Annotated in this window: 23 protein-coding genes; 8 read left to right on the forward strand and 15 right to left on the reverse strand. The window is 68.9% G+C overall.

Annotated features, from left to right (window positions below):
• Positions 1 to 607: 607 nt before the first annotated feature.
• Together JJ691_RS19010 and JJ691_RS19015 are read right to left on the reverse strand one after the other, a co-directional pair.
• The gene (locus JJ691_RS19010; protein ID WP_211770087.1) at positions 608 to 2,212 is read right to left on the reverse strand and encodes a HEPN domain-containing protein; all 1,605 of its coding nucleotides are present in this window, start codon (positions 2,210 to 2,212) and stop codon (positions 608 to 610) included.
• Between the two features lie 120 nt (positions 2,213 to 2,332).
• Positions 2,333 to 3,877, reverse strand: a complete 1,545-nt coding sequence (locus JJ691_RS19015; protein ID WP_211770088.1) for a recombinase family protein — start codon at positions 3,875 to 3,877, stop codon at positions 2,333 to 2,335.
• Positions 3,878 to 4,028: 151 nt separating this feature from the next.
• Here JJ691_RS19015 and JJ691_RS19020 point away from each other — a divergent pair, with 151 nt between their 5' ends.
• Both JJ691_RS19020 and JJ691_RS19025 read left to right on the forward strand, forming a co-directional pair.
• Entirely contained in the window at positions 4,029 to 4,325 is a 297-nt protein-coding gene (locus tag JJ691_RS19020; protein WP_211770089.1) for a muconolactone Delta-isomerase family protein, read from the forward strand.
• A complete protein-coding gene (locus JJ691_RS19025) occupies positions 4,322 to 5,464 on the forward strand; it encodes a YbfB/YjiJ family MFS transporter (RefSeq protein ID WP_249228028.1) in 1,143 nt (380 codons plus the stop codon). The genes JJ691_RS19020 and JJ691_RS19025 overlap by 4 nt, the downstream gene beginning before the upstream one ends.
• On the opposite strand, the gene ppdK is transcribed toward JJ691_RS19025, so the two are convergent.
• The 3 genes from ppdK to JJ691_RS19040 all read right to left on the reverse strand — a co-directional run bounded on the left by ppdK (position 5,461) and on the right by JJ691_RS19040 (position 10,278).
• Positions 5,461 to 8,163, reverse strand: a complete 2,703-nt coding sequence (ppdK, locus tag JJ691_RS19030) for a pyruvate, phosphate dikinase (RefSeq protein WP_249228029.1) — start codon at positions 8,161 to 8,163, stop codon at positions 5,461 to 5,463. The genes JJ691_RS19025 and ppdK overlap by 4 nt on opposite strands.
• Before the next feature lie 190 nt (positions 8,164 to 8,353).
• On the reverse strand, positions 8,354 to 9,589 hold the full coding sequence (locus tag JJ691_RS19035) for an MFS transporter (protein WP_249228030.1): 1,236 nt from the start codon (positions 9,587 to 9,589) through the stop codon (positions 8,354 to 8,356).
• A 56-nt stretch (positions 9,590 to 9,645) separates the two neighbouring features.
• On the reverse strand, positions 9,646 to 10,278 hold the full coding sequence (locus tag JJ691_RS19040; protein ID WP_211770091.1) for an O-methyltransferase: 633 nt from the start codon (positions 10,276 to 10,278) through the stop codon (positions 9,646 to 9,648).
• A gap of 58 nt (positions 10,279 to 10,336) precedes the next feature.
• Between JJ691_RS19040 and JJ691_RS19045 the strand changes: the two genes are divergently transcribed.
• The gene (locus tag JJ691_RS19045) at positions 10,337 to 10,912 is read left to right on the forward strand and encodes a TetR/AcrR family transcriptional regulator (RefSeq protein WP_249228031.1); all 576 of its coding nucleotides are present in this window, start codon (positions 10,337 to 10,339) and stop codon (positions 10,910 to 10,912) included.
• Between the two features lie 79 nt (positions 10,913 to 10,991).
• On the opposite strand, the gene JJ691_RS19050 is transcribed toward JJ691_RS19045, so the two are convergent.
• From JJ691_RS19050 to JJ691_RS19060, 3 genes are all read right to left on the reverse strand, one after another.
• Positions 10,992 to 12,158 (reverse strand): glycoside hydrolase family 75 protein, encoded by a 1,167-nt coding sequence (locus JJ691_RS19050; RefSeq protein WP_249228032.1) that lies wholly within the window; start codon positions 12,156 to 12,158, stop codon positions 10,992 to 10,994.
• Positions 12,159 to 12,198: 40 nt separating this feature from the next.
• A complete protein-coding gene (locus JJ691_RS19055) occupies positions 12,199 to 13,863 on the reverse strand; it encodes a PQQ-binding-like beta-propeller repeat protein (RefSeq protein ID WP_211770093.1) in 1,665 nt (554 codons plus the stop codon).
• Positions 13,864 to 14,037: 174 nt separating this feature from the next.
• Complete coding sequence (locus JJ691_RS19060; protein ID WP_211770094.1) at positions 14,038 to 15,204, reverse strand: FAD-dependent monooxygenase; 1,167 nt, start codon at positions 15,202 to 15,204, stop codon at positions 14,038 to 14,040.
• A gap of 80 nt (positions 15,205 to 15,284) precedes the next feature.
• Here JJ691_RS19060 and JJ691_RS19065 point away from each other — a divergent pair, with 80 nt between their 5' ends.
• Positions 15,285 to 15,965 (forward strand): TetR/AcrR family transcriptional regulator, encoded by a 681-nt coding sequence (locus JJ691_RS19065; RefSeq protein WP_211770095.1) that lies wholly within the window; start codon positions 15,285 to 15,287, stop codon positions 15,963 to 15,965.
• A gap of 57 nt (positions 15,966 to 16,022) precedes the next feature.
• On the opposite strand, the gene JJ691_RS19070 is transcribed toward JJ691_RS19065, so the two are convergent.
• Positions 16,023 to 16,535: a lytic polysaccharide monooxygenase auxiliary activity family 9 protein gene (locus tag JJ691_RS19070; protein WP_442912778.1), complete on the reverse strand. Its 513-nt coding sequence runs from the start codon at positions 16,533 to 16,535 to the stop codon at positions 16,023 to 16,025.
• Between the two features lie 233 nt (positions 16,536 to 16,768).
• On the opposite strand from JJ691_RS19070, the gene JJ691_RS19075 reads away from it, so the two are divergent.
• Positions 16,769 to 17,050 carry a DUF3040 domain-containing protein gene (locus JJ691_RS19075; protein WP_211770097.1) on the forward strand — a complete coding sequence of 94 codons (282 nt, stop codon included), beginning with the start codon at positions 16,769 to 16,771 and terminating at the stop codon, positions 17,048 to 17,050.
• A 31-nt stretch (positions 17,051 to 17,081) separates the two neighbouring features.
• Here the strand turns inward: JJ691_RS19075 and JJ691_RS19080 are convergent, their stop codons facing one another.
• On the reverse strand, positions 17,082 to 17,600 hold the full coding sequence (locus JJ691_RS19080; protein ID WP_211770098.1) for a M15 family metallopeptidase: 519 nt from the start codon (positions 17,598 to 17,600) through the stop codon (positions 17,082 to 17,084).
• A gap of 127 nt (positions 17,601 to 17,727) precedes the next feature.
• On the opposite strand from JJ691_RS19080, the gene JJ691_RS19085 reads away from it, so the two are divergent.
• Positions 17,728 to 18,381, forward strand: a complete 654-nt coding sequence (locus JJ691_RS19085) for a helix-turn-helix transcriptional regulator (RefSeq protein WP_211770099.1) — start codon at positions 17,728 to 17,730, stop codon at positions 18,379 to 18,381.
• Positions 18,382 to 18,390: 9 nt separating this feature from the next.
• On the opposite strand, the gene JJ691_RS19090 is transcribed toward JJ691_RS19085, so the two are convergent.
• From JJ691_RS19090 to JJ691_RS19100, 3 genes are read right to left on the reverse strand one after another with little or no spacing between them, the layout of a single operon-like run.
• On the reverse strand, positions 18,391 to 20,706 hold the full coding sequence (locus JJ691_RS19090; RefSeq protein WP_211770100.1) for an AfsR/SARP family transcriptional regulator: 2,316 nt from the start codon (positions 20,704 to 20,706) through the stop codon (positions 18,391 to 18,393).
• A 54-nt stretch (positions 20,707 to 20,760) separates the two neighbouring features.
• Positions 20,761 to 21,840, reverse strand: coding sequence for a cytochrome P450 (locus JJ691_RS19095; protein ID WP_211770101.1), 1,080 nt, complete (start codon positions 21,838 to 21,840; stop codon positions 20,761 to 20,763).
• Positions 21,837 to 22,247 carry a PaaI family thioesterase gene (locus tag JJ691_RS19100; protein WP_211770102.1) on the reverse strand — a complete coding sequence of 137 codons (411 nt, stop codon included), beginning with the start codon at positions 22,245 to 22,247 and terminating at the stop codon, positions 21,837 to 21,839. Before JJ691_RS19100 ends, JJ691_RS19095 begins: the two co-directional genes overlap by 4 nt.
• Before the next feature lie 168 nt (positions 22,248 to 22,415).
• Between JJ691_RS19100 and JJ691_RS19105 the strand changes: the two genes are divergently transcribed.
• Both JJ691_RS19105 and JJ691_RS19110 read left to right on the forward strand, forming a co-directional pair.
• Positions 22,416 to 23,027, forward strand: coding sequence for a helix-turn-helix transcriptional regulator (locus JJ691_RS19105; protein WP_211770103.1), 612 nt, complete (start codon positions 22,416 to 22,418; stop codon positions 23,025 to 23,027).
• A gap of 145 nt (positions 23,028 to 23,172) precedes the next feature.
• Positions 23,173 to 23,586 (forward strand): SsgA family sporulation/cell division regulator, encoded by a 414-nt coding sequence (locus tag JJ691_RS19110; protein ID WP_211770104.1) that lies wholly within the window; start codon positions 23,173 to 23,175, stop codon positions 23,584 to 23,586.
• A 19-nt stretch (positions 23,587 to 23,605) separates the two neighbouring features.
• Here the strand turns inward: JJ691_RS19110 and JJ691_RS19115 are convergent, their stop codons facing one another.
• Positions 23,606 to 24,067: a MarR family winged helix-turn-helix transcriptional regulator gene (locus JJ691_RS19115; RefSeq protein ID WP_211770105.1), complete on the reverse strand. Its 462-nt coding sequence runs from the start codon at positions 24,065 to 24,067 to the stop codon at positions 23,606 to 23,608.
• 58 nt (positions 24,068 to 24,125) lie between these two features.
• Positions 24,126 to 26,558, reverse strand: a complete 2,433-nt coding sequence (locus JJ691_RS19120) for an AfsR/SARP family transcriptional regulator (protein ID WP_211770106.1) — start codon at positions 26,556 to 26,558, stop codon at positions 24,126 to 24,128.
• Positions 26,559 to 26,623 lie beyond the last annotated feature (65 nt).

Below are 26,623 nucleotides of genomic sequence, written 5' to 3' on the forward strand. Positions count from 1 at the left end.
CAGGGCCGCGCGCAACCCGTCCCGAACGGGCTCGCAACCCGTCCACCTGTCCCAACCGGCCCGGACGGGTTGTCACAGCCTCTGAGCTGCGCGGACGCGGTTCGGGACGGGTGGACGGGTAGACCGCGAACCCGTCCACCCGTCCCCAAACCAGGGGCAACAGGGCCACTTGTGACACACGCCAGCACGCCGTCACAACCGACCAGCACCGACACGCACGGGAGCGCCGACCATGCCCCAGCTACACCGACAGACACCGACGACACCACCGACACGGCAGACCCCACCGACGACAACCGGGTGTCCAAGCCTCAACCGGGCACCTCCGGGCGACGCTCTCAGTCGCGCGCACGGACGACAGCACGCCGCAGGGCGGGTGACCGTGCCACCAGAGAGGCCACGCCCGGCATAGGCGATCTGAGCGGGCCGATGCCGACTCCGGAGCAATGGGCACAACAGCAGTTGACCCACGCTCCCCCACGGTCCCGGGCGTGGGCGCGGTCTGTCGCCGCGCTGTACGGGCTGGAGCTACCCAATAAATAACCGCAGCATACGCAGGGGTGGTCGGCGTAATACGCCGACCACCAACTCTATCAACTTACTTCTATTATTCCGACCGCAAAGGAAGCGTACCCAACAGAATGTCAACACTACGGTCACTTGAAGTCTTTTCAAGAAGTGTCGGAAATTCGTACATTCGACGCATCGCCTCAACAGCTATCAATGCCGCACGACTGCGAAATTTCTCAGATTCCTCAACGGGCGGCTCCTCCCGCGATCCGTGAACAATTCCACTACGAAGAGTGTAGAGCTTCTTCAATTCCCTAAACAGAGAATCGCGCCGTTCAGGATTGCCCGGCTCCAGCAAGGCAGCGATCGAGCCACACACACGCAAAGTAGTTTCAGGGCTTCCGCTGAACATGTTTTCCCACGCCAGTACCGCGTCAATGAATCCGTCGAGCGGGTCTGGCCGCTCCGTCATCGCCGACAGGGTTCTACGCATGGCAACATCGAGCGCATGCGGCTGGTGACTTATCTTTTCTGCCCATTCAACGACACGAGACTCCATAGCAACACTAAGCGTTATCTCTGAAAGCAAATTGAAAGCCTTGAAACCCCAAGTCTTTTGAAGACCAGCGCTCAGCGGGTCGAGTACGCAAGTTGAAAAGTGAGACGCGGCGGCATAGCTTCCATCATGAGAGGCAAGTAGAAGCGCATAGCGAGTTAGGTCAATAGTGCGCTGAACTTCCCTGTTCCACAGATTGAAATGGGGGCGACTTTGTTCCAATTCCTCGACTATTCCCTCTTCGCCACCAGGCTTCCATTTCCGCACGCCGACAATCTTCATCGGCACCTTGGTTACCAGCACTACAGTGGGCTGATCTTCGTCAGTTGACAAGAACCTGGCATCAACTTGACTAGGTCTACACAGCTTACCCCAAGGCAGGTTTAAAACGCCATCTACGCTCAGCTGAATATTGGTTAACCCGAGCAACGCCGGCACTTTCACTTCTTTGCCATCAGCAAGCTTACGGACATCTTCCAGCACGTCTACAACAGTTCGCAAGTAGCATTGCAAGCCAAAGATGTCAAAGAATATCGTGCGATCAAATGCGGATCTGAGTACAAAATTGGCAAGCAAGGCGAGCTGCAACCCCCCAACCTTACCTAGCGAATACTGAATAACCGACTGCACTTCACGCAAATTGTCTTTGTTATCGCCGGAATCGGATCTGCCTTCGACGCCAGGAAATAGCTTCTTGAGGCGCTTATCGGTCAGAGCGAGACTATTAAACTTCCCGCAATCACGATGATTAAGCAACACACTGGTGACCGCCGGAGTAGACATGCCATAAACCTGATCTTGATGCGGAATCAGAAAGCCTGGATATACATCTCTTGCCATCCTCGAAAGTGCATTCAGGCACTCGTCACCCTCGGCCGAAGATACTGCCGAGTCGCCACCACACATAGATCGCCAAGCGTTCGCCAACGACATTCCCCCGTTCGGCTCCCAAGCCAAAACGAGCCTAACAAGCCAGAAGTGCTGTTCGGCTGAATTCTTACGCGAGGCAAAGTCCAGCATTGATGTTAGAGATTCAACGACAGTACGCTGCGCCTCGCTCCAACTATCGAGCGCGAGAGCAGGCGGATCGCACGCAAGAACATAACAGAGGAACTTTTCGCCAAACGCTTTCCGCAGCTGCTCCATACATCAAGGATACGCCAGTCGATCAGAAAAACAACAGGCACTCCGCAACTTTTCGTCGTTGACATGGCCGCAATGGCGATACAGAACCAGATACGATCCACTTTCGTCGTATTTACGAAATCACAACCCTTCTCGCCAGATCGGCGTAAGCTGGCCAGGGTGGAACCGGACCCCTTTACCGGCCGCACCGATCACGACGGCCGTCAACGTACGCGCAATCGCCGCCTGTTTCTGCTCCGTAGTGAAGCTCGGCTTCACCCACTCCTCCGCCAGGTTGGCGATGACCTTCTTGTGCCTATCCTGCTGCGAGTTGTACTTGCGCTGTTCGCGCCGGAGCGTAGACTGCGTTGCTTCCATGCGAGCCAGGCTAGGAAAGTGATTCTCTGCCGAGTACTGACCCGCCTCATACCTGAGTATCGATTCTTTAATTCGACCTTCCAGGTCGGCAAGTTCCTTCTCTTTCGGCCACGGCGGCAGTTCTTCCACTTTCAGCGATGCAATCCGCTGATGATCCGCGATGACCAGCGCAGTAATATAGGTGTCGATCGGCGCAGCTTCTCGCGCCAAACTGCCACACCCACCCTGCCCCTTAGCTGGACAGCGGTAAATATTGACCAGCTCACCTGTCTTGGTATCCCGCCGATTCGAGCCCACCATACGCGAGTTACACTTACCGCATCGCACGAACGGCGACAAAAGATGAATGGTCCGGTAGCCACGCCCCTTGCCGGTTACGCGCGACTGCTCACCCTCCTCAGCCGGCCGCCATGCCCGCACAACCTTGGCGTATTCGTCGTCGGTAAGAATCGGTTCCCATTTGCCGCGCACAGGAGCGCCAGACTCGTCCCTCAGAATCTCACCGCGATACACGACCATGCCACACATGCGCGGGTTCAGGAGCATGTTCCGAAGAGTGGCAGCCCTCCATTCAGCGCCAGTGACGGTTGGGATTTTTCGCTCGTTCCATTCGCGAGCAAGCGCCAGTGCGCCCATTCCGCCAATAATACGGAGAACCGCTTTGTGAATATGCATTGATTCACGCTTATTCAAAGCAAGTCGATCCTTTCGCCATCCGAATGGACGCTTAGGACCGCCATGATTCTTTCCAGCCTTCGCCGCCCGACGCTTCCCGTCGCTGACACGGCGCGACGTGTTTCGAGACTCACTGTTGCGCTGATTAACCAAACTCCGGGCGGAGTCGATACCAGCATCGGTGGACAAGTCGATGTTGCCGGTTATACTAACCACGTAGACGCCATACAATTCGACGGCGTCAATAAGGTCTTCCAGAATACGTGGATCCCGGGTGGCACGGTCGATATCCGGCACAGCAAGAGCGTTGGCTTCGCGCCGTCGCAGTGACGTCAGGATGGATTCCCAGTCAGGCCGCACTACCCGGTACCCGTAGGTGCCGTCCGGCAACAGGACACGCTTCCGCTTGAACGATGACACGTTCGGCTCTGGGACCTCGCGCTCGATGCGACCGCCGATCTGGCCGACGAACTCCCGTAGGTCGCTGAGCTGGTAGTCGACCTGACTCTCACCCTCCGGGGCACTGCCTGGCGTCTCCCTGGACTCACGGGCAGACAGGATCCAAACTAGCTGGTCAGGGTCGTGCTCGATGAGCGTCCGACCCCGTTCACGTCGCGGCTGCGAAGGTCCCATGACACCGAGTGTGCACTAGAAGATGCGTAGCTACCGCGACGAAATACCTCAGCTGGCGTAGCTCCACGGGACGATCCTAGGAGGCCGGGCCTATCACAGGTGAGTCAGCCGGTCGTGGCGTTGTCGCAGGCCACGGGCCCAAGATGGGGGCATGAAGGACTTCGTCGTCACCATCACCACCACCATTCCGGACGGCGCCGACCCGGCCGAGGTCGACCGCCGCCGCGCCGCCGAGCACGAGCGGGCCAAGGAACTCGCCGCCACCGGGCACCTGTACCGGATCTGGCGGCCGGCCGGCGAGAAGCGCAGCATCGGCATCTGGCGGGCCGAGGACGAGCGGGACCTGCTGGACAACGTGCTCGGCACGCTGCCGCTGTGGCAGTGGATGAGCCCGGAGATCGTGGAGCTGGAGTCGCACCCGAACGACCCCGTGCTGAACCAGTGGTGACCATCGCCCCACCGCGCACGCCCTGGTTGCACGTCGGGCGGTCCGCCGCCGCACTGGCCGCCAGCATGGGCATCGGCCGGTTCGTCTACACGCCGATCCTGCCGCTGATGAGCGCACAGGCCGGTCTGTCGGCCCAGGGCGGGGCCGCGCTGGCGACGTCCAACTACGTCGGCTACCTGATCGGGGCCTTGGCCGGGACGCTGCCGGTGTTCCGCCGGCCGGTCGTGGCCCGCGCCTCGCTGCTGGCAATCGTGCTCACGTTGGCCGCGATGCCGTTGGCCCACAACGTGATCGTGTGGCTGGCACTCCGGCTCATCGCCGGCATCGCCAGCGCGGTGACGTTTGTCGCCGCCGTCGGCTCGGCCCTGCACCATCTCCGTGAGCATCCCGCGCACCTGCCCGGCTGGGCCTTCGGCGGGATCGGCGGCGGTATCGCGCTTTCCGGCGTGCTGGTGCTGGTTCTCCGCACCGTGGGCGACTGGTCGACGGCGTGGTGGTCCGCGGCCGCACTGGCCGCGCTGTTCGCGATTCCCGCGTGGAACACGCACCCGGAGCCGGACACCGAGTCCACTGTGGAGAAACCGGCCCGCGCCAACCGGTCGTTCGCGGCGCTGTTCACCAGCTACAGCCTGGAAGGCGTCGGCTACATCATCGCCGGCACGTTCCTGGTCGCGGCCATCGACCAGACCTCTCCCGGCTGGCTCGGCAGCGGCGCCTGGGTGATCGTCGGGCTCGCCGCCACGCCGTCGGCCGCCTTGTGGGCCTGGCTGGGGCGACGCTGGTCGCGGCCGTGGCTGCTGGTCGTGGCGCTGCTGGTGCAGGCGATCGGCGTTGCCCTGCCGGCACTTCTGAACAACGTGGCCGCCGCTCTGGTGGCCGCCGTGCTGTTCGGCGGCACGTTCATCGGTATCGCCACGCTGTCCCTGGCCACCGGCGCGGACCTGCGGTTCCCCCGCTCCGTGGCGCTGCTGACCGCCGGTTACTCGGTCGGCCAGATCGTCGGCCCGCTGGCCGCCGCTCCCCTGCTGCACAACGGATATCAGCCGGCGCTGCTGCTGGCCGCGGCGATCCTGGTCGTCGCCGCGCTGGCCGCCGGCGTGCTCGCCAGGCAACGGCCCGGCGAGCACGCCGCGAACTAGCGGGATCCGTTTCCGTTGGCCCGCCTGGCCGACGTCGCCCGGCCGGCCTCCAGCCGGGCCACCGGCACCCGGAACGGCGAGCACGACACGTAGTCCAGCCCGACCTCGTTGAAGAACTGCACGCTGTCCGGGTCGCCGCCGTGCTCGCCGCACACGCCCAGCTTCAGGCCCGGCCGCTGGGCCCGGCCCTTCTCCGAGGCGATCCGCACCAGCTCGCCGACGCCGTCCCGGTCGATCGACTCGAACGGGCTGACACCGAAGATGCCCTTCTCCAGGTAGGCCGAGAAGAACGCCGCCTCCACGTCGTCCCGGGAGAAGCCCCAGGTGGTCTGGGTGAGGTCGTTGGTGCCGAAGGAGAAGAACTCGGCCGCCTCGGCGATCTGGTCCGCGGTCAGCGCCGCCCGCGGCAGCTCGATCATGGTGCCGATGAGGAACTCCAGGTGCGTCGTCTCGGCCTCCCGGACCTCGCGGGCCACCTGGATGATGTCCTGCTTGACGGTCTCGAACTCCTGCACGTTGGCCACCAGCGGCACCATGATCTCCACCCGCGGCACGCCGCCGGCCTTGATCCGGTGCGCGGCCGCCTCCAGGATGGCCCGGGCCTGCATCTGGAACAGGCCGGGGATGACCACGCCCAGCCGCACGCCCCGCAGGCCCAGCATCGGGTTCTGCTCGTGCAGCCGGTGCACGGCCTGCAGCAGCCGCAGGTCGTTCTCCCGGTTCTCACCACGGGATTCCGCCACCGCCACCCGCACCGACAGCTCGGTGATGTCCGGCAGGAACTCGTGCAGCGGCGGGTCGAGCAGCCGGATCGTCACCGGCAGGCCGTCCATCGCCTCCAGCAGCTCGATGAAGTCCTGGCGCTGCAACGGAAGCAGCTCGCCGAGCTGGCGCTCCCGCGCCTCGTCGGTGTCGGCCAGGATCAGTCGCTCCACAAGGGACCGTCGCTCGCCCAGGAACATGTGCTCGGTGCGGCACAGGCCGATGCCCTGCGCGCCGAACCGCCGGGCGCGGGCCGCGTCCTCCGGGGTGTCGGCGTTGGTGCGCACCGCCATCCGCCGCACGCCGTCGGCGTGGCCCATCATCCGGTGCACCGCCCGCACCAGGTCGTCGGCCTCCTCGGCGGCCGGGTCGATCTCGCCCTCGAAGTACCGCACCACCGGCGAGTCCACCACCGGCACCTCGCCCAGGAACACCTCGCCGGTCGCGCCGTCGATGGAGATCACGTCACCCTCGTGCACGGTGACGCCGTGCGGGGCGCGCAGCACGCGTTCCTTGGTGTTGACGTCCAGTTCCTCCGCGCCGCAGACACAGGTCTTGCCCATGCCGCGGGCCACCACCGCCGCGTGCGAGGTCTTGCCGCCGCGGCTGGTCAGGATGCCGTTGGCCGCGATCATGCCGTTCAGGTCGTCCGGGTTGGTCTCGCGGCGCACCAGGATGACCTTCTCCCCCGAGCGCGACCACTTGACCGCCGTGTACGAGTCGAAGACCACCTTGCCCACCGCCGCGCCGGGCGAGGCGTTCATGCCCTGGCCGATCTTGTGGCGGTCGGCCTTCTCGTCGAAGCGCGGGAACATCAGCTGGGCCAGCTGCGCGCCGTTGACCCGGGCCAGCGCCTCGGTCATGTCGATCAGGCCCTGGTCCACCAGCTGGGTGGCGATCCGGAAGGCGGCCGCGGCGGTGCGCTTGCCGACCCGGGTCTGCAGCATCCACAGCTTGCCGCGCTCGATGGTGAACTCGATGTCGCACAGGTCCCGGTAGTGCTCCTCCAGCGTCTGCATGATCTGCAGCAGCTCGTCGTAGGAGCGCTTGTCGATGGTCTCCAGGTCGCGCAGCGGCACCGTGTTGCGGATGCCGGCCACCACGTCCTCGCCCTGGGCGTTCTGCAGGTAGTCGCCGTAGATGCCCTGCGCGCCGCTGGCCGGGTCGCGGGTGAAGGCCACGCCGGTGCCGGAGTCGTCGCCCATGTTGCCGAACACCATCGCCACGATGTTGACCGCCGTGCCCAGGTCCGACGGGATGCGCTCCTGGCGGCGGTAGATCACCGCGCGCTCGGTGTTCCAGGAGTCGAAGACCGCCCGCACGGCCAGGTCCATCTGCTCGCGGGGCTGCTGCGGGAAGTCCCGGCCGGCGTGCTCGTGGACGACCTTCTTGTACACCTCGACCAGCTGGCGCAGGTCGTCGGCGTCCAGGTCCACGTCGTTGCGGACGCCCTTGGCCCCCTTCGCCGCCTCGATCGCGTCCTCGAAGTGCTCGCCGTCGATGTCCAGCACCGTCTTGCCGAACATCTGGATCAGCCGGCGGTAGGAGTCCCACGCGAACCGCTCATTGCCGGCCTGCCGGGCCAGGCCGTGCACCGACTCGTCGTTCAGGCCCACGTTCAGGACGGTTTCCATCATGCCCGGCATCGAGAACTTGGCGCCGCTGCGCACCGATACCAGCAACGGGTCGCCGGGATCGCCGAGCGTCTTGCCCATGCTCTGCTCCAGCTTGGCCAGCTGCTCCGACACCTCGTCGGCCAGGCCGTCGGGAAATTCGCGGTGGGCCAGATAGCCCAGGCAGGCCTCGGTCGTGATGGTGAATCCCGGCGGCACCGGCAGGCCCATCCGGGTCATCTCGCCCAGGTTGGCCCCTTTTCCGCCGAGCAGGTCTTTCATGTCCTTGTTGGCTTCGGCGAAGGCGTAGACGAACTTGGGCACGGCGGGGCCTCCTCGGCTGGGCGACAGATCGTCCAGTGTTGGGCCGAGAAGGCACTCCCGCAATCGCAGGTGGCCGCGCTAACACCCGTTTGCGATCCAAATCGGTTCAGTTCTCGATACAGCTGGCGGCTATTCCGGCGAAACCATGACCCCGGTCACGTGGAAATCCATCCGATGAATTCCGGAATTGTCAGCGCTTGCGCAGCGCGTGCCAGCCGGCCACGCCCGTGCCCAGGGTGAGGGCGGTGGCCGAGAGGCCGAGCGACCAGTGCACGCCGACGGCCGCGCCCAGCAGTCCGACGGTGAAGCCGCTGCCGGCACGCAGGCCGTTGGCGGCGACGCCGTAGACGCCGATCACCCGGCCGCGGTCGGCCGGTTTGGCCCGCAGCTGCACGACCGTCTGGCCGATGGACATGGAGGCCAGGTTGGCCACGCCGCCGATCAGCAGCGCGACCACGGCCAGCGCGTAACTACCGGTGGTGGCGAAGAACAGGCTGGTCAGGCCATAGATCCCGGTGCTGACCACGGCCGCGGTGACGGTGGGTCTGATGCGGCCGGTGGCCTCCAGCAGAATGCCGCCGATCACCCCGCCGGCGCCGTTGGCGAACAGCAGCACGCCGTAGGCGGTGCCGGCGTTGCCGGCCCCGAGGTCCTGGGCGTAGATCGGCATCGACGTCTGCAGCGACGCGCCGACGAAAAACGCGCCCAGGCCGCCGAGGATGATCATGCTGACGATGGTGCGGTCCGAGCGGACCTCCCGGAACACCCGGATCGAGTCCATCAGGCCGAGCCGGGTCCTGGCCACGCCGCCGTCCCGGCTGTGGCCGGTGAACTTGGTGCGGAACAGGAACAGCGTCAGCGGCAGGTAGAACAGCACGTTGGCGAAGATGCCGGCGACCGGGCCCAGACCCAGCAGCAGCGCCGAGCCGACCACCGGGCCGAACAGGATGCCCAGGCTGCGGAACGTGGCGTTGAGCCGCACCGCGCTGGGCAACTCCCGCTCACCGACGAAGTCGTGCAGCATCAACTGTTCGCCCGGGCCCCAGATGGCGCCGGCGCAGCCGTGCAGCACGAGCAGCAGGCAGGCCTCCCATATCTGCAGCGACCCGGTCAGGAACAGCACGCCCCAGGCCACCGAGACCAGCATGAACAGCACCTGCGCGGCCTGGATCACCCGGCGGCAGTCGTACCGGTCGGCCAGGCCGCCGAAGTAGACCGAGCCCAACAGGAACGGCACCCAGTGGCTGATCACCTCGAAGCCGGTCAGCGCCGGCGACTGGAACTTCTCCCACAACACCCAGTAGGTGATGACGTGCTCGATGTTGTCGGCCATCATGGCCAGCGCCGCGCCGATCAGGTACGTGCGGCAGTCGGCGTTGCGCAGGGCCGCGAACTTGCGCGGCGGCGGCGGCACTTCGGCCGGCACGTGGGTCGGCACCCCGCAGGTGGCGCACATCGTATGGTCCCCCTCTCCCCCGCCGCTCAGAGGCGGCAGCTGATCTCCATGCCGTCCTCGACCGGGAACTCCACGCCCAGGTAGCCGCTGGCCGGGTCGCGGACGTGGTCCAGGTAGGGGCGCATCGACGGCAGCGTGATGTCGTCGGCGACCACCAGCGCGCCGGGCGCCAGGCGCGGTTCGAGCAGACGCAACACGGGCAGCGTGAGCTCCTTCCACCCGTCCAGCAACAGCAGGCCGATCGGCCCCGGGACTCCGGCGAGCGTGTCGAGGGCGTCCCCGGCAAGGATCGTCACACGGTCGGTCAGTCCCGCCGCCGCCAGATTCGCCCGCGCGGCGGTGACCTTGGTCGCACTCAGCTCGGTGCCGTACACGTGGCCGACGCCGTTGTCCTTGACCGCGGCGGCCAGGTGCAGCGTGGAGATGCCGTACGAGGTGCCGAACTCCACCACCGTCGTCGGCTTGACCGCCCTGGTCAGCGCGTACAGCAGCCGGCCGCCGGCCTCGGACACCGGCATGTAGACGTCCGCCAGCGCGTCCGAGCGCCCCTTGACGTCCTTCGGCACCTCACGCGCCGGCAACTCCTCGTCCTTGGCCGCCGCCGCGAACAGCTTCGCCAGCAGCGTTCGCACGTTCGGTTCGTGCAGGGTCGATGTCATGACGGCTACGGTAGACGCAACGTTGCGTCTTGTCTAGAACTCGGTAGGCTGTGTGACCGTGGGCACCGATCATCACGGCAACCGGTACGGGCGCAGCGAGCGGGCGCGCGAGTCCGTTCTGGAGGCGGCCGACGACCTGCTGGTCGAACACGGCTTCGCCGGCCTGACCGTGGAGAAGATCGCCGCCCGCGCCGGCGTGGCCAAGCAGACCATCTACCGCTGGTGGCCGTCCAAAGTGGACATCCTGCTGGAGGCCTTCGGCGACGACCAGGCCAAGGCCCTCACCCCCGCCGACCACGGTTCGCTGGCGGTCGACCTCCGTGAGCACCTGGCCGCCGTGGCCGACTTCCTCACCACCTCCGACGCCGGCGCCGTCTACCGTGCCCTCATCGGCCAGGCCCAGCACGACCCCGTGCTGGGCACCCGCCTGCGCGACGGCCACCTCGCCGCCCAGCACGCCCGCGACCGCCTCCCCTTCGAACGCGCCGTCGCCCGCCAGGAACTCCCCGCCGACACCGACATCGACCCCCTCGTGGAGCGCCTGATCGGAGTCGTGCACTACCGCGTCCTGGTCACCGGCGAGCCCGTGTCCCGGGACTTCACCGACGCCTTGGTCGACGCCTTCCTCCCCTGACGCTGGGAAGGGGGCATTCCTGGCGTTGAACGCCAGGAATGCCCCCTTCCCAGCATGGGTGGGGTCTGTCTCCGGCGGGTCAGCTGCCGTCGACGAACTGCTGGGCGAACTTGCGGCCCTGGGCCACCGCGCTCTCGTGGTTCTCGACCGGCGAGACCTTGGAGTTCTTGAACACGATGTAGGTGACCTTGTCGGAAGTGCCGCCGTTCTTGGGATCGGGGTCGATGCCCAGCGACTTGGCGGTGGCGTAGGAGGCCTCGCCGATGCTGTCGTCGGGACCCTCGTCGCCGAACACGGCGTACTCCACGTGCCCGTGGTAGATCACGGCGAGCACGTCGCCGCCCTCGACGCCGGCGTCGCCGTAGTTCCAGCGGGAGCTGGGCAGCGGGATGACGACGTAGGGAACCTGGGCGGCGTCGAAGGGTTTTCCGTCGGACTGGTGGAAGGACGTGTCGTTGTAGAAGCAGCAGTCGGTGTTCTCGTTGCAGGTGGCGGTGCGCTGGCCGTCGCAGTCCACGGCCATGCCGGACGTCCAGAAGTACGCGTCGCCGGCGCCGCAGATCGGGGTCTGGCCGCCGTTCTTGTCGGAGTAGGTGCCGTTGGAGACCTGGTTGCACTGGGCGGTCTTGGCCAGCAGTTGGTCGGCGGTGGGGTTGCCGTCGTCGGACCTGGGCTTGGCGCTGGCCGGTTTGGCACTGGCTGGCTTGGCGGCGGCCGGCCTGGCGTTGGCCTTGGCGGCGGAACCGCTTGGCTGGTAACAGGAATTGTCGCTGGAGTTGAACACCGACCCGCTGTCGACCGGCTGGTTCGGGTCGGGGTCGATGATCACGTCACCGGAGTCCTGGGTGAGCGCGTCCTCGCAGTTGATCACGGCGTTGGCGTCGCCGCCCTCGCCGCCGACCCAGAGGTCGATGTGCCGCTTGCCGTTCTGCCAGTCCTGGCTGCACTCGACGCAGCCGTCCTCCATGATGAAGTAGCGCTTGAGGTACGGGTAGTAGACACGAGTGCCCGGGGCCAGCTCACCCTTGTCGGTGGCGAAGGTGATCGGGTCGTCGTAGGTGCCGGTGCCACCGGCCGACTGGTGGATCTGCGGATAGGCGATGTCGCCTCCCGGCGGGGAATTGTCGGGCCAGCCGTAGAGCGTGACCAGATAGCTGTCGTGCGGCGCGGCCGTCGCCTGCGAGGCGGCGGCCAGCGACGCGCCCATCACGACCACCAGCAGGGCCAACAACACTCTTCTGAGCATGGAAGCTCCTCCACAGGATTGGCAGGGTTGTGCGGCGGAGTCAGAAGGTTCCGTAGATCTCCAGGTGGCCTTGGTCGCCGACGAACACCTGGCCGCCCGCGACGGTGGCGGCGACGAAGTGGTTGAAGCCGCCGGTGTCGTCCAGCCCGTCCCGAGCCTTGTCCCGGTCGCTGTTCCACAGCTCGTGGCCGATGTCGGCGGCGTCGAAGGCGCGCAGGGTGGCGCCGTCCTTGCCGTCGACCGTCCACACGATGCCGGTGTCCGATGTGGACCCGTTGCTGGAGACGACGGGAATCGCGCCGGGGAAGGCAAAAGCCTCAGGCGCTTGGGCCTTGGGAGTCGGCTGGAGGCGGCCGTCGGGGCCGAGCCGCCACTGGGTGAGCCGGCTGCCGGCGCCGCTGCCGTAGACGTATTCGCCGGTGGGGCCGCGCCAATAGGCCCAGGTGCCCCACATGCCGCCAGCCACGGTGTTGATCGTCAGCTCCTGCTTGACCTTGTCGACGTCGGTGCGATCGTGGTGCTTGCACGCGTCGGTCAGCGGTGTGTAGCCGCCGAGGCGATCGCGGTCTAACACGTACACCGAGCCGGTCTTGGACGACAGCAGGAGTTCGTCGTGGCCGGGCACCACAAGGGGCGATCCGGAGCCGAGGTCCTGGTCGTGTCGGGCCCGGCACTCCTGGTCGTACGGCGTGAACGTGTCGACCGGACGCAGCGTCCCGCCCTCCCGACGCAGCCGCAGCACGGTGTCGCCGGCGTTGTGGCCGCCGCGGTCGAGATTGAAGGATCCGTTGCCGGTGACCAGAAGCACGTCGCCGTGCTCGTCGGCGGTGACGCCGGCCTGCGACTCCCAGAGCCCAGCGGCGTAGTCGTCGGGGCTGGTGTTGTAGGTGACCGACTGATCGAGCGTGGGGGCCCGATCGTCGTTGACACGGAACCCGAAAAGCCAGCCGTGGTACGGCGCGAGTCCGCACCAGGAGCCGAATCCCGCGTAGACGGTCCCGTCGACCAGCGCCAGCCCCATCCGCTGCTGTTCGTCCTTGGCGCTGAAGGAAACCTTGCTGCCGACGGCGTCCAGGCCGGTGCCGTCGACGGTCGCCGCCACCACCGACGAGGTTCGCAAACGCTTGCCAGTACTCAGATTCAGGGCGTTCAGGCGGTACTTCAGCTGCCCCGACTCGACATCCAGGGCCAGCACGTACAGCGTCCGGGCCGCCCAGTCGATCACCGGCGTGCTGGTGATCGAGACCTCGGGCGTGATCGAGTCGCAGAGCCGGTTGTCGGCCACGTGATCGGTCGCCGCCTGGAACGGCCGGGCCCCGGGCTCGATCACCGAGGTCTGCCACACCGTCGCGCCGCTGGCCGCGTCGAACGCGTAGACGGTGCCGTGTTCGGTGGCCGCGACAACGATGTCACGACCGTGGTCGGAGAAGTACAGGGGCTGGGCGTAGATCTTGCCGTCGACCGGTAGCGACCGTCTGCGGCCGAACGGGCCGGCCACGGCGGCGGTGGTCAGCGTGGTCTCGTTGGCATACCAGCCGAGCCGGGTGTTGTCGCCACGCTGGGTGAGCACCGACCCGGCCGGGCCCTGCCTGGTGGGAATTGTCTTCAGTGGCAACGAGTTGTCCGCTGGCGTGGACTGGGCCGTGCCGCAGGCGGCCACCAGCGCGACCACCAGCACCGCCGACCACCGCCACCGAGCGCCCATCAGGATCCCTCCGCGAAGCGCGTTCGCTTGAGTAGAAACCCCTGTGGCGGCAGTGATTTCCGGTTCGGCGGCCGAGGCCGCCTCACATCGGTGTTTAGGAAACTTACCTTCCTATTGATTCGGAAGGGTAGACCCGTCCGATGGGGCCGTCAAGGATATGAACCCGAGACGAGCTCAGGCCGCCGAGTAGTCCGGCAGCTCGATGTCGGCGGCCAGCCTGGTGGTGCCGGCGACCATCATCTTCTGCAAGGTCCTGGTGGCGAACATGGTGTTGCGCAGCCACAACAGGGCCGCGTTGGACGGCGCGAGGAACTGGCCGGGGCTCGCGCCCTTCTGCCACCGGCCGGCGTAGGCCCGCATCCGCCGCTCATACGCCACGAAGGCCGCCCGGTGATCACCCCGGGCCAGCGAGAGCTCCCCGGCCAGCACATACGCGCCGACAACGCCGGTGCCCACGCCCATGCCGCCGAGAGTCACGCCCCACGCGGCGTCGCCGAGCAGCGCGACCCGCCCCTTGGTCCACCGCGGAGCCCGGACCCGACTGATCGAGTCGAAGTACATTTCGTCCACATTGCCCAGAGTGTCCAGCAGATACGGGACGTGCCACCGCATGCCAGCGAATGCCTCGGTGATCATCTGCCGCTGCCGGCCCAGGTCGCGCCAGTCGACATCCCGCCGCTCCCCCGCGAACACGAACAGCGCGCCGGCCCGGCTCGGATCCCGGAAGTCGGCGCTGACACTGGCCATCCGACCGGGCACGTTGTACTGCACGGCGGTCGTGCCATAGCCGCGGTCGTTGGGCAGGTCCCAGCCGGCGAGGTAGTAGCCGAGGTGCTTGACATGGTCGCTCTCCGGCCCGAACGCCAACCGCCGCACACCCGAGTGCAGGCCGTCCGCCCCGATCACGATGTCGAACGTCCGCGTCTGCGCCTTGGCGAAGTCGACGCGCACGCCGTCCGCCGTCTCGGCAAGGCCGGTGATGGTGTCGCCGAACAGGTAGTCGGCATGGGCCAGACTGCGCTCGTAGAGGATTCTGGACAGGTCGCTGCGCCGGACCTCCACCTCGCCGCCGGCAAACTCCTCCGGTAAGCGGAAAATCTCCCGGCCGTGCTCGTCGACCGATTGCATGGCGCCGCCGTGGGTCTGGACCGCGATCAGCTCGTCCAGGACCCCCAGTTCGGTCAGCACCGCTTTGTGCGTCGCGCCACGGAAATCCACGGCGAAGCCGCTGGTCCGCAGCTTGTCGGCGGCCTCGACGACCGTCGCCTCGATGCCGTGCCGCCCCAACGCCGTGGCCAGCGCCGGCCCGGCCACACCCGCGCCCGAGATCAGTGCCCGCATGATCGCCTCCCGTTAATTGCGTCCCTCAGACACAGTGTACGATAGACACAGTTAGCCGGCGAGGGCAAGCGGGAGTCTGGATGGATGTGATCGAACTGCTGTGGGGCGAGCCCACCGGACCGCGCCGCGGGCCGAGGCCGACGCTCACGGTGGGCGACCTCGCGCGGGTCGGCATCGAACTGGCCGACGCCGAGGGCCTCACGGCGGTGACGATGCAGCGGGTCGCCGAGGCGCTGGGCGTGACGAAGATGGCCACGTACCGATACGTGCCCGGCAAGGACGAACTGGTCGCGCTGATGGCCGACACCGCGATGGGCGAACCGCCGTCGCTGGACGACATCGAGGGCGGTTGGCGGCCGAAGCTACGGGCCTGGACTTTGGCCATGTACGAACGCATGCGGGCGCATCCGTGGGCGCTCAGCGCCACCACGGGGCCGCGCGTCACCGGCCCCAACGAGCTCGGCTGGGTCGAACAGGCGCTGGCCGCGCTGGACGGCGTCGCCCTCAACGGCGGTCAGATGCTCGACGTCGTGGTGACCCTGACCGGGCACATCCGGCTGATCGTCGAGCAGACCGCGAACAACTCGGAGGAGAAGATCGTCGCCGGCTGGACCGCGGTGCTGGCCTCCCGCGCCGACCGGTTTCCGCACGTCGTCGCCGCGCTGGCCTCGGCCGCGCGGCACGATTCCCGGGACCAGGGCCTGGAATTCGGCCTGGACCGCATCCTGGACGGCGTGGAACTGCACCTGGCCAGGCAGTGACGGTTCGGGCGTCCACTGTGGACGCCCGAACCAGCCTGTCTCAGCTCATTTGCCGACTCAGCTCACCTGTAGGTCGATGCAGGAGTAGAAGGCGTTCGCCGTGTCGGCGATGTTCCAGATGGCCAGCACCGTGATCCGGCCGGTGTGGCCGCTCAGGTTGACCGTGTGCGACACGGTGGCCGGCGGAACCTGGTTGTTGCCACTGAAGTCGCCGACCTTGCTGCCGCCGACGTAGTACTCGTAGTTGGTGGTGCGGTGCCGGGCCGTGAACGTCCAGTTGAACGTCACGGACTTGCCGACACTGGCCGCCTTCCACGGCTTGCTGTTGTCGTTGAGCTCGGCAAACCTTGCCACGCCGCCATTACAGCTGCGCAGACCCTTCGGGCCTTCCACGCTCTGCGGCTCGTACTTGATGTCGCCGCAGGACACCGTGCCGGCCGCGCACTGGGCCTGCCGGCTGGCCGGCGAGTTGACGTATCCGTGGGCACTGGCCAGTGCCGCCGGGCCGACCACGACGATCAGGGGCGCCGCGATCGCGCCGATGAGGGCGGCGACCAGCCTTCGATTCATGTTCATGCCGACTCCTTGCAGGGTGGCCCCGGAAGTGGCGTCGCGAGCGCCAGAGGGGCGGGAGCGGACGAAAAGCAACGAAATGTGGTTCAGACCATAGCGACGGCTGCCGATCACCGTCAAGACACGGTCGTTCACACCCCAAGATGGAGCAAAGTCGAAAACATGTTCGACACAGCCGCCCCGGCCTGGAACAATGGTAGCAGTCAGCCGATCAACAGGCAGGGGGAGCCATGACGCTGCGTGACGATGAGCTGCGATCGCTCGCGCAGATCGAACGATCGCTCACCGAGACCGACCCACACCTGGCCCGTCGCCTGGCGGAGCTGCGCCCGCTCACCCTCGGCACCGTGCTGGCCATGCTCGGCGGCTGCGTCGCCATGCACGCCAGCGGCATCGTGATCGCCGTGTCCGGCGCCCAGATCGACTCGCCGGCCACGGTCGTGATCGGCGCCGCCCTGGCCACCGGCTTCCCGGCGTTAGCCGTCTGGCACCTGTGGTGGCGTCGGCGCTGAGCGCGGCTGACCCACCGCTCCCGGCGGTGGGTCAGCCGGCGGCGTTGGGCAGCTGCGGCGGGCACTGCCCGCCCGGCGCGGTCAGCAGCTCGAAGTGCCACATCTCGTTCGAATAGACCTGGCACAGGCCGTAGTCCGTGCCGTGGCGGCCGATCCAGTCGTCGGCGTCGGTCGGCCCGAGATCGACGGCCTTGCCGGTCACGTGCGTCGACTTCTCCGGGGTGTTGACCGATTCCCGGGCCTTGGCCAGTGATCCGTACTTCCGCACGGCGTCGTCGAGCAGTTGTTGTTGGTACGCCTTGCTGCGCCAGCCCGAAGTCACCTGCACGGTGATGCCGTGCCGCTGCGCGTCCCGCGCGGCCTGTCGCACCGCGGCCAGCAGGGCCGGGTCGAGGTTGCGGATCGCCGTGACGGAGGTGTCGAACGGGCTGACGCTGCCGTTGTCCGGGATGAAACCGTCGGCGTCCCCCAACGGCGCGGCGGCACTGCTGCCGCACGCGGAGGTGAGCAGCACGGCCAGAAAGGCAGCGAGAACCGGACGCAGATCCAACGGGCACCCCTCTCATTCGACCCGTGGCCCCCACGTTCTCCTGGTTCTGTGACAGTTGTGTGCGCGTGGGCCGACAACACCGCGACGGTCACTCGTTCGTCAGTGCCGCCGCCTACCGTCGGCGGGCATGAACACCGCACTCGCCACCGTGTCCGCGATCGGGTCGCGCGCCGAACAGGTCTTCCCGGTGCGCCTGGCCGTCGAGGACGCGTTGACGCGGGACGCGGTGGCACAGGCCATCGCCGACCATCCGCGGCTGCACCTCACCGACACGGCCGGGCCGGGCGAGGTGCTGCTGGCCATCACCACCGAGGTCACCGACGAGTTGCTGGCCGTCATCACCGGCGACGCCGCCCGCCCGGTGCTGCTGGTCGCGGATCGCCTGGGCGGCCGGCAACTGCTGCGCAGCCTGCACGCCGGCGTGGTCAGCTTCCTGCCCCGCCGCTCCACCGACCTGGTCACCATCACCAGAGCCCTGGTCACCACCGCCGAGGGCGGTTCGGTGCTGCCGCCCTCGGCGGCCCGGCTGCTGGTGGACCACCTACGGCGCATCGACCACATGCTCATCACCACCACCGGCTACGGCGCCGCCGGCCTCGACGCCCGCGAGGTCGCCGTGCTGCGCCTGGTCGCCCAGGGCGCGGAAAACGCCGACATCGCCCGTGAACTGCGGTACTCCGAGCACACCATCAAGCGCATCCTCAAGGACCTGCTGAGCCGCCACAACCTCCGCAACCGCGCCCACGCGGTGGCCTACGCCCTGAAAATCGGGGCCATCTAAGGGGAATCTCTACTCCAGCGCGGAAGCCAGGCGGGCACGGACCACTTCGGCCTCGAACAGGCCGAGGTCCGCACCGGCGTCGAGCAGGTACCGGAGCAGGATCTTGGTGTCGTCGGGCAGCGGACCGCCTTCCACCCCCAGGCGGGTTTCCAGGATCTGCCAGGCCTCGGTGAGCACGATGCCGGCGGTTTTCCTGTCACCACGGGATTCCTCGACGCCGGCCAGGCCGATCAGGGTGATGATCACCCGCTTGGGGTCGTCCACCTCCTTGCCGACGATGAGGGATTCCCTATACAGGGTCACAGCTTCGTCGAACCGGCCGGTGCACTGGGAGACGCCGGCCAGGCCCATCAGCAGCCGGGCCCGGGGTCCCGGGTCGACCGCCCTGGCCAGGCTGAGCCGGACGCTGTCCTCCCAGTCCTGCAACAGCCCCCGCCGAAGATAGAAGCGCTGCATGGGAATGGTGAGCCGCCACGGCTCGTCGACCTGCCGGATGAGGGTCTCGACCACCTCGTACTCGGCGGTGTACCAGGCGACGGCCTCCCGCTCGTTGCGGGCCGCGGCCAGGCTGTCGTGGGCCCACTGCGCGCCCTGCACGTAGTGCTCGACCATCCGGGTCCGGGCGGCGGTCCGGGCGGCGTCGGAGTCGATCTCCTGGCTGAGGTCGTGGGCGTAGGCCATCACGAGCCCGTGCGCGCGGTACCGGCCGGGCCGCGGCTGGTCGACGAGCCACGAGTCGACGAGTTCGGCCAGGGCGGCCTCGGCGGTCGGCGGGTCGACGTCGAGCAGCCGGGCCGTGACGGGAGCCGAGAAGCCGTCGAGGGGATGCAGGCCCAGCAACCGGAACAGCCGCGCGGCGTCCGCGCCGAGCCGTTCGTACGACCACGAGAACACGGTCCGCAGGCCGCTGCCGCCGAACACGGTGGTCAGGTCGTCGACCACCGAGGCCAGGGTGAAGCCGGGATTCATCAGCAGCCGCGCGGCGACCAGCGACAGGGCCAGCGGCAGCCCGCCGCAGGCCTGCACGATCCGTTCGGCCGCAACCGGTTCCGCGTCGATCCGGGCGGCCCCGAGGCGGCGGGTGAGCAATTCCCGCGACTGCCCGGGGTCCAGCATGCCGACGGACACCACACCCACCTTGCCTACCTCGGACAACCCCGGCAACCTCCGCTTGCACGTCACCACCACCAGCGCACCGGGCGCCGCCAGCCCCCGCACCTGCTCGACGCGGCACGCGCCGTCCACGACCACCAGCAGCTCCTTGCCGGCGGTCATCCGCCGGTACTCGGCGACCAGCTCGTCCAGGCTCTCCGGCACCTGGTCGGCCGGCAGCCCCAGGGCCCGCAGGAACGACCGCAGCATCGGCACGGCGCTGTCCGGGCCGGTATGGTGCAGGTTCACGTACAGCTGGCCGTCGCGGAAGCGATGGCGGCTGCGCTGCGCCCAGCGAACGGCCAAAGTGGACTTTCCCGCGCCGGGCATACCTTCCAGACAAAGGACTTCCACCGACTCGTCGGCCCAGCGGTCCATGGCCGCGAGCTCGTCGTCGCGGCCGGCGAAGGACCGCACGTCGGCCGGCAGCTGGGCCGGCCGCAGCACGGCGGCCCGCACGTCGGCCATCCGCAGCGCGGCCCGCAGCTCCTTGCCGGGGTCGATGCCGAGTTGGTCGACGAGCCGCTGCGCGATGTCCCGGTAGACATCCTCGGCGGCACCCGGCTGCCCGAGCGCCACCAGCAACCGCATCAACCGCACGTGCAGCGCTTCATCCAACGGCATCCAGCCGGCGACCCGCCGCACCCCGGCCAGCACCACTTCGGGACGCCCGAGGGCAAGCGCTCGGTCGGCGGCGGCCCGGGCGGCGTCGGCGATCTCGTGATCGACTTCGGCGAACACCGGATGCGACCGGCCCACCTCGGCGGCGCAGCGGCCCCGCACCAGCTCCAGGGCGGCCACGTAGTCGTCGAGACCGGCCGACATGTTGGCCCGCGCGACGAGTGCACGGAATCGGGACAGGTCGCACGCGTCGGGGTCGACGAGCAGCTCGTAGCCACCGGCCTGCCTGGTCAGCAGCTCGCCCTGACGGCGGGTGGTCAGCCCCGGCTCCAGGGCCCGGCGCAGCGCGCCGACGTAGCGGTGCACGAGGTTGGCGGCACTGGTCGGGGCCCGCTCGCCCCACACCAGGTCGATCAGCTCCGACTGCCCGGCCGGCTTGCCCGCCTTGGCCAGCAGCAGGGCCAGCACGGCACGCTGCTGCGGCGGGCCCAGCTCGACGGGATCGCCGTCGCGGGCGGCCGTCACCGGACCGAGCACCGTGAACGTCAACACCCCCGCCATTCTAGGACGGTCACCGGCCGGGATAGTCAGCAGTGCTGACGATCGTCACCAGTGCACGGGCAGCGCCCGCAATCCGTGCACCGGCGACCGGTCCGTGAACACCAGCTCGGCCCGCGGCTTGGCCAGCCGCATCCGTGGATGCGGGCCGAACAGCGCGCTCAGGCCCTCCTGGAGCAGCACCCGGGCGAGCTGGCTGCCGGCGCACTGGTGCGGGCCGTAGCCGAAAGCGAGATGCGCTCGGGAAATCGGGCGGACGAGGCGCAGCTCGTCCGGGTGGTGGAAGACCTCGGGATCGCGGTTGGCCGAGCTCACCGACACCACCACGCACTCCCCCTCGCGCACCAGCTGATCCCCGACCCGCACGTGCTCGGTGGCGTAGCGGGTGATGCCGTGCTGAACCACCGACAGGTAACGCAGCAGCTCCTCGACCGCGACCGTCACGGCGACCTCGCCCTCGGTCAGCGACGCCACCCGGCGCGGATCGTCCAGCAGCACCAGGGCGCTCAGCGACAGCATGCCGACCGACGTCTCATAGCCGGCCAGCAGCGCCGCCACCGCGAGGTCGACCATCTCCGCGGTCGACGGCGGCTCCGGCAGCACCGCAGCCTGCCGCAGGAAACCGCTGATCAAATCGGTCGTCGGGGTGCGCCGCCGCTGCTCGACCACGTCGGCCAGCCGCGGCCGCAGCGCGGCGGCGTCCGGCGGGAAACCGTCGGGCAGGCCGACGAGCTCGCCGAGGACCTGGCCGGCCAGCGGCCGGGCGTAGTCGGCGACGAGGTCGGCCGGCGACTCCAGGGCTTCGGACCGGTCCTCGGCCATCGCGCGGACGCGTGGCCGCCAACCGTCAGCCCGCCTGATCGTCAGCTCCGGCACCAGTAGCCGGCGCAGGCGGGCGTGCTGATCGCCGTCCGAGTCAAGCAGACCACTCGCCGCGCCCGGCCCGTGGGCGCTGAACCGCCGGTCGGCCAGCACGTGGCGCGCGTCCTCGTGCCGAGTGACCAGCCAGGCCGGCGTGCCCGCAGGTGTGAGCACCAGCGACACCGGCTCGTCACGCCGCAGCCGGCTGAGCTCGGCCGGCGGGTCGTACGGGCAGTGCTCGGGCCTGCCCAAAGGCATCGTGTTCATCGGGTCCTCTCCTCCGCAGACACCACGAGGCAGGTGGCGGACGCGGTGGCCAGCACGCCGCCGGCCACGTCGCAGACGTCGGCCTCGGCGAACCGGACCTGGTGGCCGGACTCCCGGACCCAGCCGCGGACGTACACCTCGCCGGCGGTCGGCGGCACCGGTCGCAGGTAGCTGACCCGCAGGTCGAGCAGCACGTGGTCGCCGTCGGGGCGGAGCGTGCTGCGGATCGCGAAGCCCAGCACCGCCTCGATCAGCCCGGCCAGCGCGCGGGCGGCCCGGGGCACCGCGGCGATCACCACGTCGCCCTCCTCCACACACACCCAGCGCGGCTGGCCGCCCGCCGGCAGCGGCGGGTGCGACGTCGTCCGCAGCACGTCCAGGCCGGACTGCCGTTCGACCGCCTCCATCGGCTCCTCCCGTGGTCCGACCTCGATCAGGCCACAGCCGAAGCGGGTCCGGACAGCTCCCGCGACCAACGGGTCGCCGATTCGACACTCCGGGTGCGGCGCGGTCACTCGATCGTCAGTTCCGGTGACTAACGTCGGCGCCGTCGCCTGGGAGAACTGGAGAACGCGATGGACGCCGCGCTGCGGGAGGATCCGACGGTGTGGTTCACGATGCTCGGCGACGACGTGCTCGCCGCCGAGGGCGTCGCCGCCGCCGACGCTCGGCTGCGCTTCGCCGCCGGGCCCGACCGCGCCGACGCGCTGCTCGCCGTGACCATGGATCTCACCGACGAGCTGGCGTCGATCCTCCTGCGGGCCGCCGCTTCCCGCCGCCGGCCGGCGATCCTCGTCGTCACCCGGTCCGTCGCCGGCGAGCCGCTCACCCGGGAGCTCTCGTCCGGCCCCGTCCGGCTGCTCCCCCGCCGCGACGCCACCACCTCGGGCATCGCCGCCCTGCTGCACCGGATCGCCACCGAACGCACCACGACCGACGAGCCGGCCGTGCACCTCGCCCGCCTGCTCGCCGAGCTCCGCCGCGAAGGCGGCCCTCGTGGCCTGGACGAACGGGAGGCCCGGCTGCTCGTCCTGCTGTCCGACGGCGCCGACACCGCGGCCATCGCCCGGGACCTGCACTGCTCAAGCCACACCGTGAAACGCCTGGTGCGCGAGCTCATGCAGCGCTACCAGGCCCGCAACCGCGCCCACGTGGTCGCCCACGCCCTGCAGACCGGCCTGATCTGACCTCGCGAGTCCCGCTCTCGGGCAACCGAAACACCGGTTCGAGACGCGCGTCTCACTCCGTCGCGTGATTCGGGCCCGAGTCGCGTTCCGGTCGGCGAGTTGGTCCGTCACACCGCTGCAAGCACGAGCGGAAGGAGCGACGGCCATGAGCACTGCACCAGTCATCATCGAGGTCGAGACCGTCATGGGTCTGCGGGGCCTGCTCGGCGGCGCCGTCCCGGTGCCCGCCGCACTGCGCTACGACCCCAGCGACCCGTACGCGGTGACCGCGACGTTCCACCACGGCCAGGGCGAGGTCAGCTGGATCTTCGCCCGGGACCTGCTCGCCGACGGCCTGCTCGCCCCCAGTGGGGACGGGGACCTGCACATCAACCCCGTCGCCGGCTCCGACATGGTCCTGTTCGTGCTGACCTCCCCCGACGGGGCCGCCGTCATGGAGGCCTCCGCCGGCGAACTGGCCGACTTCCTCGACCTGAGTTACGACCAGGTCCCGCCCGGCGCCGAGTGGGACCAGGTCGACTTCGACCGCGAACTGGCTGCGCTGGCAACGCCTCGGTGACCGCCGCGCCGCACTCCGGTCAGGGGTGCTGGCGGCGGCGCTGATGCTCGGTCACGTCGATGAACGTGGCCTTGAACTGGGCGAACGCCTCGCGGCCGAGGCGGCGGGCGTGGCGGTCCTGGATCGAGGCCATGATCTTGTCGGCGGCCCGCATCTGGGCTTGGCCGCGCTCGGTGGGGCAGACGAGCTTGGCCCGGCGGTCGGCCGGGTCGGGCCTGCGTTCCACGTAGCCGAGCGCCTCGAGCTCGTCGATCATGGTGCCGATGACCTGCTTGTGCTGGCCCGACAGCCGGGACAGCTCGGTGGCCCGCACGCCCTCGACGTCGACGTAGGCCAGCACGGCGCCGTGCCGGGGATGCAGGTCGCCGAAGCCCTGCGCGGCGAGGGTGGCGAACAGCTCCTGCTGGATGGCGAACAGCAGGCGGCCGGAGAGCACGCCGAGATCCGGGTTGGTCTTGTTCCGCTCCGACCGCGTGCCCACCTGCGCCTCCTGACTCCCCGAGTCAGGTGATCATCGCACACGTCAGGACTCCCGACCGTCAATGATCCTGACGATCAGCCGCCGGGACCACCGCCGCGGGCGTCTCGGGGACGCCCAGTTCCCGCAGGATGTCGGCGGCCTCGTCGACGGCCTGGCGGGCGGTGGGCACGTCGGGGGCGACCTGCGCGATGCACCGCAGGGTGGCCGCCTCGGCGGCCCGGGCCCCGAACTCCCGGTGCAGCGAGAGCGCCCGGCGGTAGCTGACCAGGGCCTCCCGCCGCCGGCCGAGTCGCCGGTTGGCAAAACCGAGGGTGTCCCACGTGTCGGCCTGAGCCCGGCGCACGCCGAGGTCGGCGAGGATGCGCAGGGACTCCCGGCTGTGCGCGACGGCGGCCTCGTAGCGGTCCTGCCGTGCCTCGAACCAGCCGACGGCGTTCAGCGCGGACGCGGTCTCGGCCGGGTCGTCGCCCTGGCGGACCAGGGTCAACACCCGGTCTGCGTGCAGCGCGCCGGCGGCCGGCCGGCCGGCCCGGGCCCGCAGCCAGGCCGCGCCCAGATGCAGCCCTGCCAGCGACTTCCGGTCGTCCAGCCGCACGAACATCGACATCGCGACGCTCATCAGCTTGATCGCGGTCGGATAGTCGCGCAGCCCGGCGTGCACGCGAGCGAGACCGCGCAGGGCCTGCGCCGTCCGCGCCGAATCCCCCGTTCGCTCGGCGGCCCGCAGCGCGTCGGCGCCGGCGGCCAGCAACTCCGGCCACAGCCGGGCGCGGTCCAGGTAGTCGCCGATCACGCCGGCGAACCGCCAGACGTAGTCGCCGTAGCCCTCGGCCAGCGCCTCGGTGATCAGCGTGCGCAGCATCCGCCGCTCGGCCTCGTAGCCGGGGCAGGCCGGCCGGACCGGCGCCTCCGGCGGCATCGCGGTCAGCTTCATCCGGGCGATCGAGGTGGCCTGCCGGTTGTTGAACAGGTAGTGGTCGAACAGCCGGCGGCGCACCAGGTCCCGTTGGTCGGCCGACAGCGCGGTGGCCAGCTCGACGCCGTAGTCGCGCACGATCCCCGACCAGCTGTACCGACCCGGCCGGTGCTCGTCGACCAGGTGCGTGGACACCAGTTCGGCCAGCAGCAGCCGGGCTTGCTGCGGCGTCGCCCCGATCAGACTGCTCGCCTCCGGCGACCCGATCTCCCGCGACGGGTACAGCGCCAGCGTGTGGAACAGGCCGGCCGCCGCCGGCGACAACGCCTCGTACGAGCGGGCGAACGAGGTCCGCACGTCCTCGGTCAGGGTCGTCAGCGCCAGCGGTCGCAGCCGGATCGGGTACGCGTCGTTGAACGCCACCAAGCCGGCGAGGTCGTCCCGGCTGGTGACGATCGCCGCGCAGCCGTCGGCGCCCGGCAGCAGCTCGCGGGCCTGTTCGGCGTCTCGGGCGTTGTCGAGCAGCACCAGCACCCGGCGGCCGGACAGCGAGCTGCGGTAGAGCGCCGCCGGATCGCCGACGTCCTGCGCGCCCACCAGCGTCCGCACCGCCTCGCTGGTGGTCAGCGCCTGTACTGAACCGTTCAGATCAACGTCCAGGACGCCGTCCGGGAACCGGTCCGCCGCCAGCCGCGCCGCGTGCCGGGCCAGGGCGGTCTTGCCGGCGCCGGCCATGCCGGTCACCGCGATCACCGCCGCCGGTTCGTCCGGCTGAGGCAATCGCTCCAGCAGCGCCTTCAGCTCGTCGTCCCGTCCGACGAACGCCTCCGGCCCCGCCGGATCCACGTCCGTCAGCACCCGCCGGTACGCCTCGCGCAGGCGCGATCCCGGGTGCACGGCCAGTTCCAGCCGAAGCCGATCCCTTGTCTCGCCGAACAGTTCGAGCGCCGCCGCCTGCTGGCCGTCCGCGTGCAGCAGCAACATCAGCCGGGCGTGCAGCTCCTCGTCCAGCGGGCGGCGGGCCGCTGCCGCGCGGACCATCGGCAGCACCGTGGCCGCCATTCCCTCGGCCAGCGCCCGGTCCGCCGCCGTGCGCAGCGCCGCGTCGACTTCCTCGCTCACCGCCGTGAACACCGGATGTGAGCGAACCTCAGCCGGCACGTCCTCGGCGACTTCCCCGACGGCCAGCGACAATGCCTCGACCAGCTCGCCCAGCGACGGCTGCCCCGCCGTCAGTTCCCGGAACCGCAACAGATCCAGCGTCTCCGCCGTCATCGCCAGGCGGTAGCCGCCCGGCGTCGGCAGCAGCCACTTGCCCGTCGCCCGGCGTGGCAGGCCCGGCTCCAGCATCCTTCGGATCGCGCCCACGTGGCCCTGCACCACGTTCGCCGCCAGCTCCGGCGGTTCGCCCCGCCACAGCGCCCCGGTGATCTCGCCCATCGTCACCGGCCGCCCCGCCCGGGCCAGCAGCAGGGCCATCAGCGCCCGCCGCTGCGGCGATCCCAGGCCTGCCTCGCGCCCCTCTCGCCGGCCGCGCACCGGCCCCAGCACAGTCCACCAGAAGGACGACTCCACGATCCCGTCCCATCGATCCGCCACGCCACTCGCCGACCAAACTATACGATTCAGTTCAGAATTCG

Source organism: Kutzneria sp. CA-103260 (assembly GCF_018263855.1).
GTDB lineage: Bacteria > Actinomycetota > Actinomycetes > Mycobacteriales > Pseudonocardiaceae > Kutzneria.